This window comes from Bradyrhizobium sp. 45 (assembly GCF_023073155.1).
In the GTDB taxonomy this organism is placed as follows: domain Bacteria; phylum Pseudomonadota; class Alphaproteobacteria; order Rhizobiales; family Xanthobacteraceae; genus Bradyrhizobium; species Bradyrhizobium canariense_D.
Genome location: NZ_JADPIX010000134.1, coordinates 1 through 14,059 on the forward strand (window position 1 = coordinate 1; position 14,059 = coordinate 14,059).

A 14,059-nucleotide genomic window follows, 5' to 3' on the forward strand; every position below is an offset into this window, starting at 1 on the left:
TCCGCAACCTGACCAGCTCCGACGGAGCAATCGCTACCGGCGTGTCACTGGAGAGAGGAAGAATGGTAGCTTGACAACAAACCGCAATTAAAGGGCCGATTGACAAGGTGCAAGTCTCGATCGCGCTCGACAGCTGAAGACCGCGAAGCATTTTCGGATTTCCTCTGCAACCATGGACGGCTTGTGACGTAGATGATGTCGGAGCTTGCGAGAACACTATGGTCGATCGATCACCAAAACACGCCGAGGAACTGGACCGATTCCGCAAGCTTCACGCCGAGACGACGGATCCTTTGGCTGCGCGGCTGCTGCAGGACATTATATCCGAACTCGAAGCAGATCTGAATCCGCAGCGGCAGGAGACCGGTTCGAAGGTGGAACGCGGCTAGTTCTCATGCTCCGCCACGGCCGCTTGGATCGCTCGGTCAAGACCATCCAACTGGAAGGGCTTGCGCAGCATCGGTCTATTCTTGAAGCCCTCGGGTATATCTTCTTGCCCGTAGCCACTCGCGAAGACGAACGGAACAGATCTCTTCGCGAGAATTTCCGCGACGGGAGTGCTTGTCGGACCTCCGAGGTTGATGTCTAGGATGGCAATATCGAAGGCCGGATCGTGCGCAAGTCGCACCGCATCCTCGATCCGCCCTGCCTCGGCGACGACAGCGTGTCCAAGCTCCTCGATCATGTCGACGAGCATCATTCGGATCAAGGCTTCGTCTTCGACGAGGAAGAAAGATCGTCTGGGGCGGTTCACGTGGATCCTTGGAGAAGGTCGATGCTCCCGCAGCGGCCGGCACGACGCCCGGAATTCACGAGGGAAACGGATAAACGACCTCGACCGGGGTCGAGGTCGCCAACCTATGGGCTAGGTTTTGCTCCCGGCTGGGGCTTTGGGGGGCAAGGGGGCCGAGAGCAAGGACTCGACGCGGTGGAATGCCGATCGTTCCCTTGCGGATCGACGTAGCGCTCTCAGAACCTCGTCGTACGCGTGATGAGCCTGAGCCTGACTGCTCCGCGAGGCTGATCGGCTGCCTATCGTTGGCAGCCACACGAGGCCCGCTGGAGCGGCAGACTGAACTGTCGATCCATCCAGAATGGCGCCGCCCTTGCGGGCGGCGCCTAGATCATCGATCACCAGCGGCCGGTACCGAAGCTGAAGCCGATGCTCGGCCCGCCTCCGTAATAGCCGTATCCGCGATCGTAATAGCCCGGACCGCCGTAGGAGCCATAGCTCCTGCGCACGACGTAGCTGTCATCGTCGCCGTAGTAACGCTGCACATAGCGGGGACCGCGGGTGCGGAAGCAGCGGCCGTACTCGTTGCAGACCAGGCGAACCTGATCGACGTTTGCCGCCTCCTCCGATCCAACCAGACTGGGATTGAGCGGAGCTGCCGAGGCCGCCGACGCGAGCATGGCGGTGGCCGCAAACGCTACGAGAGCAATAGTCCTCATGTTCGTTCTCCTTGTTGTGACGAGATCAATCGATCTCTTCGATGACGCGACGTTCCTGCGGTTCGACGATGTAAGTCCGGCTATCCCGGTTGATGTACCGGTACTCCCGCAGGCTCGGTGCGTCGCGATAGACCTCCTCGGGGAACGTCTCCACGTCTACGTCTGCCGGCAGGCGCTCACCCCTGCGGATTTCGGTGCGCGCGGTGCTGCCGGTGGTCTGCCGCTCGCGCTCGACGGGACGCGCCTCGGAACGCGCCTTGGCGTGCTTGCGGATCACTTCGCGATCGCGATCGCTGAACGTCACCTTGCGCTGTTCGGTGCGGGCCGGCGCAGCCGCGGTCGAACGACCCGAGTACGGGAGGACCGCGACGATCTGGTAGCTCGAAGGCTCCACGATCACGATCTCGTCCTTCACCAACACGAAGTTGTAGCCTCTGTACTGCGGCACGACCTCGACGACCTCCGCCGGGAGCGGCTGCAAGCGGACATCGCGCGGCACCGCCGTGCCCACCGACAACGAGAAGTTCACGTTGTTGAGGGGCTGCACGTTCAGATGCGAAATCGACGTGCTGATCCGGGTCCGTTGCTGATCGTTGATGTTCACCGACGCGTTCACGTTGGTGTTCGAGGAGCGATCGGCCGTGTTCTGCTGATTGTTCGGCTGCTGCGCCGTGTTGGTCGAACCGCTGCCCGCCGGGGACTGTGCCTGGTTGTTGCCCGGAGCAGGCGGATTGGCGCTCTGCGTCTGGGTATTCGTGTTCGAAGGAGAATTGGTCTGCGCCTGGTTGGAAGGCGTAGTTGTCTGATTGGACGGCTGATTGGTCTGAGCCTGGTTGGTCGAGTTGTTCGAGGCAGGCGCCTGCGTGGTGTTGGTGCCGGCACCCGAATTGGACGGCTGGCCTGCAGCGGTCTGACCGCTCGAGGACGGCGACTGCGTCTGGGCCGAATTCGTCGAAGGATTGGCGGACTGTGCGGATCCCAAAGATGAATTGGTCGGCGAAGTCGACGGCGTCGTGGATGTGGAATCCTGCTGACGAGACGGCGGATTGGAGTTCGACGTGCTCGGAGACGACTGGGCAAAAGCGGAAGTCGCGATCGCGACTGCAGCGGTGGTAGCCAAAAATAAACGCTTGTTCATCTGAACCTCCTTAATGCGGACGTCGGACAACCTGGGGCGAGACGCGTGGTTCCATTCGGGGAAAACTAGGCAATTGCGCGAGATGTGCATTTTCTTTTATCCCGAAATTGTGCAAATCGTGAGAGTGGGAACTTCGGTCGCGCAGCGTCGTTGGCAATGACTACTTACGAGTCATTTTCACTTTGAGGAGAACACCATGAAGAAGCTTATCGTGTGCGGCGCTCTTGCCGCTTTCGCCCTCGGCACGCAGGCCGCCAGCGCCGCCGAGTTCTACATCGTGCGCGATGCCACCACCAAGAAGTGCACCATCGTCGACACCAAGCCGACCACAACCACCACGACGGTCGTGGGCGACGGCGTCTACAAGACCAAGGTAGAGGCAGAGTCCGCGGTCAAGACCACGAAGGTCTGCACCGAGCAGTAATAGTCGCGACGGCGGTAAGAGCCGTTTAAGCATTCTGACAACGATTGGAGGAAAAAATGCCCGTACTGATTTTGTGGGCCGTTCCAGCCGTCCTGGTTGTTGGCGGCGTCGGCTATTTCCTGGTTCACATGCACTGAGCGGATGACCCCGCACGGATGAACGGCCCGCCCAATGATTTGGGCGGGCCGTTTTTCATTGCGCCAGATCGGTACACTAGCCCTGTGGGCACAAAAAAGGGCCCCGTAATGGGGCCCCAATTCGCCGAGAGCACTCGTCGCGCTTAGTTGTAGTCCGAATATTTGAACTGCGGTAGCGCCTTCAACTGCTCCTTATTGCCGCTCATGACGGCGTGGTCAGGAACCCAATCGTTCGCGGTGCGGTTCGTCGTGGTTGTGGACGCGGTCCCGGTCGTGGTGGTGTCGCGGGCCGGGGTCGACGTGCCGCTCGAGCTCGTTCGAACCGGCTCTTCAACGAACTTCAGCTTGTCCATGGAGACCGCGATGTCGTGCTCGCCCATGCCGAGGAAGCCACCGATGCCGATAACCACCGCGTTGATCTTGCCGTTCTTGTCGACGAGCAGTTCGTTGACATCGCCGAGCTTCTCGTTGGCCTCGTTGTAGACGTTCAGGCCCATCAGCTTCGAGGCGCGCCAATTTCCCTTGAACGCCATCTTCGCATCGGCGGGGTGGGCGGTGGCCGCCGGCGCCGTGCGATCGACGGGCTGAGTGGATTGCGCGAAAGCAGCGCCGCCGATCACAGCAGTGCCAAGCAACGCGACGGCAAGGAAGCTTTTCATGGATTATCTCCTCCAACGTGAGCCGCATCCGTTCGGATGCCCGGCTTCAACGCCCCGAATTACCGCTTGTTCCCGACGGGGAACGGATTGCCAAGGATTCGATCGCGCCTGTCCGACAAACCAGCCGCGCAATAGATCTCTCACGCGAGGCGTCCTCTGCGAGCGACCAAGTCGCGATATCGGGCGTCGTACTCCTTCGCCATCCGGCTTGCGGCGAAGCGCTCCTCGAACCGGGCGCGGACCACTCGTCTGTCCAGCCGGCCCAGTTCTTTCACTGCTCTGATCGCCTGCTCCTCACCGTCGACGATGAAGCCCGTGACGCCATCCTCCACGACTTCCGGTACCGAGCCTGATCGATAAGCGATCACGGGTGTCCCGCAGGCCATCGCCTCGATCATCACCAGACCGAACGGCTCGGGCCAATCGATCGGAAACAGCAGGCCCGCTGCGTTCGCGAGAAACGGCTGCTTCTTCGCGTCGTCGACCTCGCCGACGAGCTGAACCGCCTGGCCATCGATGTTCGGCTCGAGCTCGTTCTTGAAGTAGGCCGTCTCCGCCGAGGGATCTTGGCCGCGATCCGCAGCGGCATCCGGGCCGCGCGCGCGATTCGTATAGCGTCCTCCGGACCCTTGTCCGCCGTCAGCCGCCCCAGAAAGGCCAGGTACGAACCTGGTTCGTAGGAGGGCCTAAACATGTCCTTGGGCAGTCCGTGCTGGATCGTCGCGATCCAGTTCGCTTCCGGAAGCGGCCGACGCTGGTCGGCGGAAATCGAGACGAATGGAGCGTCCGCAAAGGCACCGATTACCTGGGGCAGGCCGGGCAGATCGAGCCGACCGTGCATCGTCGTCAGGAAAGGCACGCCGGTCCGGCTCAGCACCGGAAGAGGCAACCAGTCGACGTGGGAGTGGATCACGTCGAAGTCGCGCGCGCGCTCGGCGATGGCCTCGATCAGAAGCGCGCAGGCGGCGTTCGGATCCGCACCCTTCCGCCCCAGGCGCAACGCGCGCGGCCACACCGCGTGGAGCTTTCCCTTCGTCTTCGAGTCCCCGCTTGCGAACAGGGTGACGTCGTGCCCGGATTCGACCAGTTCGTCCACCAGCCAGGCTATCACACGCTCGGTGCCGCCGTAGAGCTTTGGAGGTACGCTCTCGGCCAAGGGAGCAAGCTGGGCAATCCGCATCGGCTAGGCCCCGAACACGGACCGCAGGACCGTGACGATCCCAGCGGAAATGAGGGATGAAATCGCAAGCAGCGTCCAATTGGGCCTCGTGCTTCCACGGACCACGCGCGCTGCGAGCGTCTTCACGATCGTCAACATTCGTCTGGAGGAAGCCGCTGCAGGTAGGCTATCCCAAGCCAGCGAGTTCTTCGGTATCGCTCTCTCGCGCTTCCGACCTGCTGTGGAGGTGGCGCTCCAGAAGGCAGCGCCGGCTGTCATGCGCATCGACCTCGGGGTGCCGCGCCCGATACACCGTCCAGGCGGTCTCCGTGGCGTTCTTCAAGACGACTTCGTCGACCATACTTACTCTCTCCGGAGACCGAACCCAGTCGCTGCCAACTCAAGGCAATCTGGAAGGTTTCCAGTTTTTCCCGGAAGTATACGAAAGGAGGTGAGTCAGGAGGCGAGGATCCATTGCCCCCTCGCCGCGGGGGTGCAGCTGCAACCATTGCCTATTTTTCCCGTTATCGACAGGGCGCAGCAATGTGAAAGGAATCTCGATGAAGAAGATCGCGATGTCGGCGCTGCTGGTCGGCGCTCTTGGTCTGTCCTCGGTGGCCGCCACGTCTCCTGCAGAAGCCCACTGGCGAGGGGGCTGGGGACCGGGCATCGCCGGCGGCCTGTTGGCCGGCGCTGTGATCGGCGGGCTTGCCTCGTCGGCGTATGGATGGGGACCAGGTTATGGCTACTACGGTGGCCCCGGCTACTATGGAGCGGGCTATTACGGCGGACCCTATGCGTACGACTACGGGTATGACGAGCCGTATCGCTGGGGTGGCGGGTACGCCACCACGACTTACTACACGGCGCCCGTGTCCTACGGCTACCGCTACCGTCGAGTCGTGCGACCTGCATACGCCTATTACCGCGGATCCTACCCGGTCGTTCGGCACCGCTGGCATCGCCACCACTGGTGAGAGCGGTCCGTCTGAACGCAACGAAGGCCGCGCACCCGAAGGCGCGGCCTTTTCTTTCCGCTTACCACAATCCACCGGAAAAACGGGTCGTGCCGTTCGAAGGCAAGGCGTCGTTCGGGCGCTCTCGTCGCCGGCCTCGTCGAGCGCTTTGGATGCGGGCGCGCCTGTGATGCGATGCGTCCGGGCGGTTCTTTCTTGACCTCGGGCTACGGGTGGCGCAGCCGCGCGGAGAACGAGGGCGAAGCGTGGTGTCCGGCGTAGATTGAACGAAGTGAGAGCGAAGACGGACGAACTGCTGCGAGGCGGGCGAAGGCGGCTGCAACATCAATTGCTTGGGCCGCCACCAAATTTTTCGGTGGGCCGGCTGATTTTGTTGGTGCTAGACATGATCAATATCACGACACCGTTGCGACACGCGATGTCCGCGAGCGCATCCAGCGGCGGATGTGTGGCGCCGCTTCGGCCTCTTTCACACCTGCCTCTCTCATTTCGGGACTGACCATGCGAAAGCTTCTGGCGATTTTGGTGATCTCGTGCTGGGCCAGTTTGGCTTACGCACAAAAGGCCGACCTCATTGTCACGAACGCAAAGCTCGTGACGCTGGATCCCGCATCGACGATCGCGCAGGCTCTCGCAGTCCGCGACGGCAGGATCGTTGCTATTGGCGGCAACGATGCCGTGGAAGGCCTGATCGGGCCCGCGACGCGCCGGGTCGACGCAGGTGGACGCACCATCATTCCGGGATTGATCGATTCCCATATTCACGCCGTGCGCGCCGGCCTCACCTACGCAACCGAGGTCAACTGGATCGGCGCAAAGACGATTCCCGAGGCCATGGAACGCTTGCGCCAGGCGGCAACAGCGCGCCCGGCATCCTGGATCATCGTGGCCGGCGGCTGGAGCGAATTGCAGTTTACTGAGAAGCGGCGGCCAACGCTCGCCGAGGTGATGGCGGCCGTTCCCGATAATCCGGCCTACATCCAGCTGTTCTATTCCGCGGTGCTAATGACGCCGAAAGCGCAGCAATCCCTCGGGATATCAGCGGATCAGTTGCCGGCCGGTATCACGACTGAGCGCGCCGCATCGGGCGACGCCACGGGGTGGCTCAACGGCTCCATCGTCAGTATCTCCGCGCTGTTCGATCGGCTGCCGAGGCCGAATTTCGAAGAGAATGTCGCGGGGACCCGGCAGTTCTTCACGGAGCTCAATCGTCTCGGCGTGACCGGGATCGTGGATCCCGGCGGCTTCAGCATCTATCCCAGCCACTACGCGGCCTTGCAAAAGCTCTGGCGTGACAAATCATTGTCGGTTCGCGTTGCCTTCAGCCTGTTCGCCCAGAATGTCGGCGCGGAATTCGACGAGTACAAGACTCTCACGCCGTTCCTGCCGATGGGATTCGGCGACGACATGCTGCGGTTCAACGGACTAGGCGAGCGGATCACCGGCGCCATGTACAACAACAATGCGCCCGACGCGGCCGCCAAGGACAAGTTCCGCGAGATCATTCGCTGGGCGGCCAAGCAAGGGCTGACAGTCACCATCCACTGGCAGGAAGACAAATCCGTCCATCACCTCCTGGACCTCTATGACGAGGTCAACAAGGAGACGCCGCTCGCGCCGTTGCGCTGGTCCATCGCCCATCTCGACAACACCTCGCCCCAAACGCTGGCGCGCATGAAAGCCCTTGGTATCGGCTGGACCATGCAGGACGCGATGTATCTCGGAGGCGACCGTATCGTGGCGCAGGTGGGCGAAGCCGCGCGCAGCATGCCGCCGATCGTGACGGCGTTGCGCATTGGGGTCCATGTCGGGGCCGGTACGGATGCGCATCGGGTCGCATCCTACAATCCGTTCGTGGCGCTGCAATGGATGCTCGACGGCAAGACCGTCGGTGGACACTCGACGCGCGGCCCGGACGAAACACCCAGCCGCGAAGATGCCTTGCGCCTCTACACAGTGGGAAGCGCGTGGTTCTGCTTCGACGAGACGCGGCGCGGCACGCTGGAGACCGGCAAGCTCGCCGACTTCGCGATTCTCGATCGGGACTTCATGTCGGTCCCCGTCGAGCAAATTGGCGCCACATCGTCTCTGCTGACGGTCGTGGGCGGTAAGGTCGTCTACGCAGCGGATGCTTTCGCGGGCGCAAGATAGAGCTGGAGGCTTGTTGTTCAAGGCGGCTGTCGGCTTACCGGCGCGATTGCATCTTTGCGCGGTTTCCGCAGGTGGCCATTTCGCACCAGCGACGGGATCTGTTTTTGGTGCGATCGATGAACAGCCAGTGGCAGTCGTGCTGTGGACATCGTTTCAATCGGTCGAGTTCGTCGCCGCGCAGCAGGTCGACCGCAGCCCAGGCAAGCGGACCAAGGATTCGGTCCCCGTGCGTGAATTCGATGGTGGCCGGCGAACCGGTCAGCAATGCGGCCGTGAAGGTACGGGCCGCAACATCGTGGATCACCGCCATGCCCAGCGCCGGCGGTTCGTCGCCGTCCGCGATCGCAGCGCCTACCTGGTCGATCGCGTTGCGCAGGCGCCGGCCATCGTAGACCAGCAACGCCCGCTGCCTTGCATTAGGCGAAAAATCGACGCCCACCAGTCCAGCATCCCTGGCCCAGGCCAGCATTCCCTCGGCGTCGCGCAAGTGATCGACCTCTTGGTCCGTGCCGCGCCAGCTGATCGTGTTGGCGAAATCGAGCGCCAGATTCCCCGCTACGCGGTGAAGCGGCGGCGGTCGATCGGCGATGCTGCGCAAACGCTTCACGTCGGACGTTCTTCCCAAGGCCGGAGCAGCGCCATCGCGGCGGCCACCAGCATGAGGGCAGCGCCGCCGATCTCGAGCCAGCCGATCGCCTCGCCGAACAACCACGCACCGGTGCCAAGCGCGATGATCGGAGAGACAAAGGCATACAGACCTGCGCGCATCGTACCCCATTCACGCAGCAGCACGAGATAGATCGTATAAGCCACGATCGTTCCGAGCAGCAACAGGAACAACAGGCTGCCGATTGCCGCCGGAGTGAGGAAAGCGTCGAGCGTGTCTCTCGATACGGGTTCCAGCACCAGCGAAAGGACGAGCAGGGCGGCGCCGCCGATCGCCGCCTGCACCATCGTCAGCGCCAGGGGCTTCACCGGACCGACCAACGGACGCGCGACCACGCTGCCGACGCAATAGCTCACGGTCGCGGCGACGATCGCCGCGAGCCCAAGGCCGCTCGCATCGGACTCGGCCCCGAGCCGCGCCCAGAACAGCCCGATGACACCGACACAACCGATCGCGAGCACGACGGCATGATGCCAGGTCGGCCTCTCCTCGCCGGTCAACGCGGCGAGGGCAAACAGCAGGACCGGAATCAGGGTAAGGTTGACCAGCCCCGACAGCCCTGATGGCACGTGCTGCATCCCCCAGAACAGCAAGCCGTAGGTGCCGGTGTTGACCAGCAGAGCTGAAACGATCGTTGGCCGTGCGCGGCCTTCGGCGAATGCGGCGCCGGCCCCGCGCACCCCGATGGCCAGCAGTGCGGCCGCCAGCAGGTATCGCGCGGCGGCGAGCAGCAGCGGGGGCAGATCGCCGAGCCCGACCTTGATGGCGGCCCAGGTCAGCCCCCAGATCAACGACATTGCGGCGAAGAGGACAAAGTTGCGCACCGTCGTGCTCAGCGCATGCCGTACCGATCGACCAGAACGCGGTGGATTTCCACCCTTTGAGGGAGTTCGATCAGGAGTTCGGGATCGCGGTCGAGGTGATGCACCTTGGTCGGCTCGGCCTTGGTGAAGGCAGTCATTGCCTGCATGTCGGACCAGTAAGAGATGGTCGTGAACCATGTCTCCTCGTCAAGGTCCTCGCGCAGCAGCTGGACGCCGAGCGCCGTCTTCTCGAGCGGCGGAATGCCTTCAGCGCGCAGATATTGCTCGTAGCTGTCGGCGATGTCCCGCCGGGTACGACCACGCCAGATTCGTGCGATGGAAGGATTGGTTGGCATGCTTGCTTCCTCCTTTAGGCGGCGAAGGGACACCAGCGCGGCGAAGGCCGCGCCGTGGGACGATCAGGCATGGACACCCGCAAGGAAGGCGCGGACCAGGGGCAGCGCCTCATCGAAATGCGTCTCGAGCAGCCAGTGTCCGGCGCCGTCGAGCAGGTGCAGATCGACATCAGGCAAGTCGCGGCGATAGGCGCGGGCGGACTCGGCCGGCATGTATCCGTCTTCGGGGCCCCACACCACGAGCGTTGGAGGACGGTGCTCGCGCAGATACGCCTGATAGCGCGCGAACCAGCCGAGATTCTCCTCCAGCTTCTCCATCAGCCCGACGCAGACCTGTCGGCGCACTGGCGTGTCCATGAGTGGCCAATGAAGCTTCCAGAGGTCGGGCGGCACCCGGGCAGCGACGTCGTCCGTCACTTCGCCAACGAACTCCGCACGGAAGCCATCCTCGCTCACGGCCTCCTCGAGCGGCCGGTGCCTCGCCGGCGTCTTGTCGGCCCACCAGGCCTTGATGGTCGCGTATTTCGGGCCCAGCACATCCTCATAGATATCGCCGTTCTGGATGATGAGCGCGGCGATCCGCTCGGGGTGAGCGATCGCGTGCCTTAGCCCGATCTGGGAGCCGTAATCGTGGAGCCACAAGGCGTATCGTCCGAGGCCGAGCGCATCGGCGAGGCCGGCCAGCACGTCTGCATAGGCGTCGAAATCATAGGCGAATTCCGACGGGTCGGGCGTGCCGCTGTAACCAAAGCCCGGCCAGTCGAACGCGATCGTCCGCCACCGGTCGGCGAGCGCCGGCATCAGCCGGCGGAACTGGAAGGAGGAACAGGGATAGCCGTGCGGCAGCAGCAGGACCGGCGCGCCGGCGCGTCCCGCTTCGCGATAGAAGATCGACATCCCGTTCAACGCCAAGCGCCGGTGCGTGAGCCCGCTCGCCATTCGGGCCTCCATCGTCTTTACACCACCTAAATGCATTTAGGCGGTGAACGTTCCGAGGCTAGGGAGCCGTGTGGCGACGAACAATCGGCGCGATCACGCGCCATCGTTGTGCGGGTGGTGCCGCAGCCGACATGAGCGTAGGGCTTATCTGGCACCGTTCGGCTGTTCCGCTGGGCTGCCCACCAGAAACGCTGCGTGTTCTCGCCGAGAACCCGCCCATACAATGCTCAATCAACCGCTCTTTCGCGGCAGGAGCCGTCCATGACCAATGAAAAAGGCCCCAACATCAAGAAGAAGCAGAAATGCAAGAACTGCGAAGGCAAAGGCCTGCTCAAGAAGGGCGACAAGGTGGTGAAGTGCCAGCGCTGCAAAGGCACGGGCGTGCGGTGATGATGAGGTGATGGCCTCCAATGCGGACGGCGTACTTTCCCAGGTTGCGCAGGCTCGCGACTGACGTGCACCGCATCTGACATCACGATTGGCACTTCCTGCGGCAAGACGCGTTGCGGTCTTTTCGAGGGAGCTGCAGATGACCAAGACCGACACGGAGGGCGTAAAGACCGGGACACCGCCGACGGGTTCGGCGGCGCTCAACCCCGGGGACGAAGCCGCACCGGGGACGATGGGCACCGGCGAAGATGTGTGTCCGGATTGCCATGGCAAGGGGCGGATCGACGGCGCGCCCTGCGCGACGTGCGGCGGCAGCGGGACCGTGATCCGGGCCGTCGGCGGGGCCTGAGCAAAGCGCGGGCCGCGCGGCGCTTGAGCCCGGCTGTGGCTTTCGATCGCGGCTTCATTGTTCCAGCAACGAACGGCCCTCGCCCGTGTTTTCCGGATGCGAGACACAATGAGGCGCGCCATGACCAAGGATGCCGGACTGAAGCCCGACGATTTTCCCATCGAAGCCGACAAGGACAAGCTCAGGACCCACAAGGGCGAGCCGGTGGCCTCGGCCGAGTCGGAGAAGATCGCGGATCAGATCGCCGAACGGCTGAACGAGCATGCTCACCAGGAAGAGCAGGATCGTTGGTCGGCCTAGGCAATTCGCCTTGCCGACACCCCCATCCGGAAAGAGCAACGGATAGTTTGTAGGACCGAGCTCGCAGGAACGACGTCGTTGGAACGACCTGGGGCCGTTGCGTATTGGGCCGCGCCGGGTCCTTGCGATTCCGGCAATGGCGGCCTCGGCTCGAAGCCCCGCCCCCGGGCCACAGGCCGGGGCCGCCTGACGGGGGATCGGCCCGGCATCTCAGGCCGTCTTGGAGGACTGCGCGAGAGACCATGGAGGCGCCCACACCAGGGATGCAAAACCCGCTTCGACAGGCGCGGCTCTACGGCTACCTGATCGAACGCGAGGGCGCGCTGTTTCATCCCGGCGGCAGCCACCCGCTGTGCAGCGCAGGCATGACGCGACGCATGATCGAGGCGGGCTGGCTGGTGAAAGCCGGCGATCGCTACGAGTTGACGCCGCAGGCGCAGGAACGGATCGCCCCGCGTGCGATGAGCTCGGGATGACTCATCGTCGCTGTCGCGGGATTTCCGCTCCCGCCCAGGAACAGGTGCGTGCCGAGATCTTTGCCTCGGCACGGCATGTGACGACGTCAAGCACAGGAGCGGACATGAAAAAGCTGGTTCTCGCAGGGCTCGTTGCGGCTCTCGCATTCCCCTCTTCCGCATTCGCGCAAGGCGGCGCGGGTGCGTCCAGGACCGGGTCGAGCATCGACTCCTCAGGCACCGGCGGCACGACGGGAGCGGGAGCCTCCGGCCTCAACACGTCATCGGACAACAATGGCGGCGGCGCGAACGCACCGGCCAAGTCCTCCACGACCCGGCCAGGCGACAACGACACCAGGCAAACCCAGGGCGGTCAGCAGGCTATGCCGGGCTCAGGCTCGACGGGAGCGAACCGCAAATAGGCGCGCCGCGAACCGCTGACCGATTGCCCTCACGCAAAAGGCCCGGATGATGGTCCGGGCCTTGTCTCGTCACCACCAGGGATCCCAATAGGGCGGTGGAGCGTAGGCGTAAGGCACATAATAGGCCCGCCGCACGACGCGCGGTCCATAATAGCCGTAGGGCGGGCCATAGAAGCGCGGGCCATAATAGGCATCGGCCGCCAGCCCCGCCGCAAGCGCACCGGCAACAAGACCGAAGCCGATGCCGGGACCGCCCCAATGGCCGTGCCAGCCGCCGCGCCAGCCATGGGCTTCCGCCGGCGAGGCCGCCGCCACGAACAGGGCCGAGATCATCGTCAGGACCAAAGCAAGTTTCTTCATGTGCGACTCCCAGAACTTGGAAACCGACCGCAAAACGCCAGACCGGAATTGAAGTTTCCGAGCGTTCCCAAAAATTTTGCAGCGAGCCGACGGACGCGAATGCGGCCGCCGGCCGCGCGCGGGCGAGAGCGGCGGCTCCCGCCCGCCGCTTCATGCTTACTTGCCTTTGATCGCGATGCGCCTCACCTTCTGTTGTGCCGCCGGTGACTTCGGCAGGGTGACGGTGAGAACGCCGTCGTTGAAGGAAGCCGCGACATTTTCCTGGTCGACGTCATCGACCGGAATGCGCCGCTCGAAACGGCCATAGTAACGCTCGCTGAAGAGACGCTCCTTGTCTTCCGTTTCGCTCTTCTTCTCGCCGCTGATCGTCAGCACGCCGTTTGCAAGCTCGACGTTGACGTCCTTCTGTTCGAGACCGGGAAGCTCGGCGACGACCTTGACTTCCTTGTCGCTCTCGTCGAGTTCGACGTTCGGCCAGCCCATTGCGGTCGAGGAGCCGAACGGACTGAGATCAAAGCTGCGGAAGGCGTCGTCGAACAGCCGGTTCATCTCACGATGAAGCGCAAGCAGCGGGTTGCCGGCTTCGCCGCGCTGAACGGCCATGTTGCGTGAGCCGTTGTTCCACGGAATGAGATCGCGTAGTGCCATTGTCGTTTCTCCTTATCTCCTGTCTTGATGGTCGATTGGCGCAGCTCGGCGCGCGGCGAGGGCCACGCACGCGCTGCAAAGCCCGGACGATCAGCTCGTCAGGCCGCCTGCTTGTGCTCGATTTCGGGTCGGCGTTGCCGGCAGCATCGATCGCGATGCGACGCGGCGGAACGGCGATCGAAACCGATGGTCGAACGCCAGAGGGGAGACATATCGTCGGTTCTCATAACCACATCCTCCTGTGAGCAACATGGATTAAGAGCATCACCGGGG

20 protein-coding genes and 1 pseudogene are annotated in these 14,059 nt (G+C 63.3%); 9 read left to right on the forward strand and 12 right to left on the reverse strand.

Annotated features, from left to right (window positions below):
• The first annotated feature begins 218 nt into the window (after positions 1-218).
• Positions 219-389 carry a hypothetical protein gene (locus IVB42_RS31140; protein ID WP_162847249.1) on the forward strand — a complete coding sequence of 57 codons (171 nt, stop codon included), beginning with the start codon at positions 219-221 and terminating at the stop codon, positions 387-389.
• Here the strand turns inward: IVB42_RS31140 and IVB42_RS31145 are convergent.
• The 3 genes from IVB42_RS31145 to IVB42_RS31155 form a co-directional block, all read right to left on the reverse strand.
• On the reverse strand, positions 386-760 hold the full coding sequence (locus IVB42_RS31145; RefSeq protein WP_085350358.1) for a response regulator: 375 nt from the start codon (positions 758-760) through the stop codon (positions 386-388). The two genes, IVB42_RS31140 and IVB42_RS31145, sit on opposite strands and share 4 nt — an antisense overlap.
• A 371-nt stretch (positions 761-1,131) precedes the next feature.
• Positions 1,132-1,452, reverse strand: a complete 321-nt coding sequence (locus IVB42_RS31150) for a hypothetical protein (RefSeq protein ID WP_085350357.1) — start codon at positions 1,450-1,452, stop codon at positions 1,132-1,134.
• 25 nt (positions 1,453-1,477) lie between these two features.
• Positions 1,478-2,590: a DUF1236 domain-containing protein gene (locus tag IVB42_RS31155; protein ID WP_247399187.1), complete on the reverse strand. Its 1,113-nt coding sequence runs from the start codon at positions 2,588-2,590 to the stop codon at positions 1,478-1,480.
• Between the two features lie 196 nt (positions 2,591-2,786).
• On the opposite strand from IVB42_RS31155, the gene IVB42_RS31160 reads away from it, so the two are divergent.
• Positions 2,787-3,014, forward strand: a complete 228-nt coding sequence (locus IVB42_RS31160) for a hypothetical protein (RefSeq protein WP_085350355.1) — start codon at positions 2,787-2,789, stop codon at positions 3,012-3,014.
• A gap of 280 nt (positions 3,015-3,294) precedes the next feature.
• On the opposite strand, the gene IVB42_RS31165 is transcribed toward IVB42_RS31160, so the two are convergent.
• The 3 genes and pseudogenes from IVB42_RS31165 to IVB42_RS31175 form a co-directional block, all read right to left on the reverse strand.
• Positions 3,295-3,810, reverse strand: a complete 516-nt coding sequence (locus IVB42_RS31165; protein WP_085350354.1) for a PRC-barrel domain-containing protein — start codon at positions 3,808-3,810, stop codon at positions 3,295-3,297.
• Between the two features lie 140 nt (positions 3,811-3,950).
• Positions 3,951-4,990 (reverse strand): annotated as a pseudogene (locus tag IVB42_RS31170) (glycosyltransferase family 4 protein).
• 166 nt (positions 4,991-5,156) lie between these two features.
• Positions 5,157-5,330 carry a hypothetical protein gene (locus IVB42_RS31175; RefSeq protein WP_240543238.1) on the reverse strand — a complete coding sequence of 58 codons (174 nt, stop codon included), beginning with the start codon at positions 5,328-5,330 and terminating at the stop codon, positions 5,157-5,159.
• Between the two features lie 184 nt (positions 5,331-5,514).
• Between IVB42_RS31175 and IVB42_RS31180 the strand changes: the two genes are divergently transcribed.
• Positions 5,515-5,946 carry a hypothetical protein gene (locus IVB42_RS31180; RefSeq protein WP_240543239.1) on the forward strand — a complete coding sequence of 144 codons (432 nt, stop codon included), beginning with the start codon at positions 5,515-5,517 and terminating at the stop codon, positions 5,944-5,946.
• A gap of 501 nt (positions 5,947-6,447) precedes the next feature.
• Positions 6,448-8,097: an amidohydrolase gene (locus tag IVB42_RS31185; protein ID WP_247395452.1), complete on the forward strand. Its 1,650-nt coding sequence runs from the start codon at positions 6,448-6,450 to the stop codon at positions 8,095-8,097.
• A gap of 34 nt (positions 8,098-8,131) precedes the next feature.
• Here IVB42_RS31185 and IVB42_RS31190 read toward each other — a convergent pair whose 3' ends face one another.
• The 4 genes from IVB42_RS31190 to IVB42_RS31205 all read right to left on the reverse strand — a co-directional run bounded on the left by IVB42_RS31190 (position 8,132) and on the right by IVB42_RS31205 (position 10,862).
• A complete protein-coding gene (locus IVB42_RS31190) occupies positions 8,132-8,704 on the reverse strand; it encodes an ABATE domain-containing protein (protein WP_247395451.1) in 573 nt (190 codons plus the stop codon).
• Positions 8,701-9,561, reverse strand: coding sequence for an EamA family transporter (locus IVB42_RS31195; protein WP_256467254.1), 861 nt, complete (start codon positions 9,559-9,561; stop codon positions 8,701-8,703). Before IVB42_RS31195 ends, IVB42_RS31190 begins: the two co-directional genes overlap by 4 nt.
• Positions 9,562-9,596: 35 nt before the next feature.
• Entirely contained in the window at positions 9,597-9,923 is a 327-nt protein-coding gene (locus tag IVB42_RS31200; RefSeq protein WP_085359688.1) for a hypothetical protein, read from the reverse strand.
• A 63-nt stretch (positions 9,924-9,986) separates the two neighbouring features.
• A complete protein-coding gene (locus IVB42_RS31205; RefSeq protein WP_247395448.1) occupies positions 9,987-10,862 on the reverse strand; it encodes an alpha/beta hydrolase in 876 nt (291 codons plus the stop codon).
• A gap of 261 nt (positions 10,863-11,123) precedes the next feature.
• On the opposite strand from IVB42_RS31205, the gene IVB42_RS42090 reads away from it, so the two are divergent.
• The 5 genes from IVB42_RS42090 to IVB42_RS31225 all read left to right on the forward strand — a co-directional run bounded on the left by IVB42_RS42090 (position 11,124) and on the right by IVB42_RS31225 (position 12,778).
• Positions 11,124-11,252 (forward strand): hypothetical protein, encoded by a 129-nt coding sequence (locus IVB42_RS42090; protein WP_018455653.1) that lies wholly within the window; start codon positions 11,124-11,126, stop codon positions 11,250-11,252.
• A 139-nt stretch (positions 11,253-11,391) separates the two neighbouring features.
• Positions 11,392-11,601, forward strand: coding sequence for a hypothetical protein (locus tag IVB42_RS31210; protein WP_018455654.1), 210 nt, complete (start codon positions 11,392-11,394; stop codon positions 11,599-11,601).
• A 120-nt stretch (positions 11,602-11,721) separates the two neighbouring features.
• On the forward strand, positions 11,722-11,901 hold the full coding sequence (locus IVB42_RS31215; protein ID WP_018455655.1) for a hypothetical protein: 180 nt from the start codon (positions 11,722-11,724) through the stop codon (positions 11,899-11,901).
• A gap of 242 nt (positions 11,902-12,143) precedes the next feature.
• Complete coding sequence (locus IVB42_RS31220; RefSeq protein WP_026232996.1) at positions 12,144-12,377, forward strand: hypothetical protein; 234 nt, start codon at positions 12,144-12,146, stop codon at positions 12,375-12,377.
• A 104-nt stretch (positions 12,378-12,481) separates the two neighbouring features.
• Positions 12,482-12,778 carry a hypothetical protein gene (locus IVB42_RS31225; protein WP_026232997.1) on the forward strand — a complete coding sequence of 99 codons (297 nt, stop codon included), beginning with the start codon at positions 12,482-12,484 and terminating at the stop codon, positions 12,776-12,778.
• Positions 12,779-12,847: 69 nt separating this feature from the next.
• Here IVB42_RS31225 and IVB42_RS31230 read toward each other — a convergent pair whose 3' ends face one another.
• Positions 12,848-13,138 carry a hypothetical protein gene (locus tag IVB42_RS31230; RefSeq protein WP_018455658.1) on the reverse strand — a complete coding sequence of 97 codons (291 nt, stop codon included), beginning with the start codon at positions 13,136-13,138 and terminating at the stop codon, positions 12,848-12,850.
• 156 nt (positions 13,139-13,294) lie between these two features.
• Positions 13,295-13,786 carry an Hsp20/alpha crystallin family protein gene (locus IVB42_RS31235; protein ID WP_247395447.1) on the reverse strand — a complete coding sequence of 164 codons (492 nt, stop codon included), beginning with the start codon at positions 13,784-13,786 and terminating at the stop codon, positions 13,295-13,297.
• Positions 13,787-14,059: the final 273 nt, after the last annotated feature.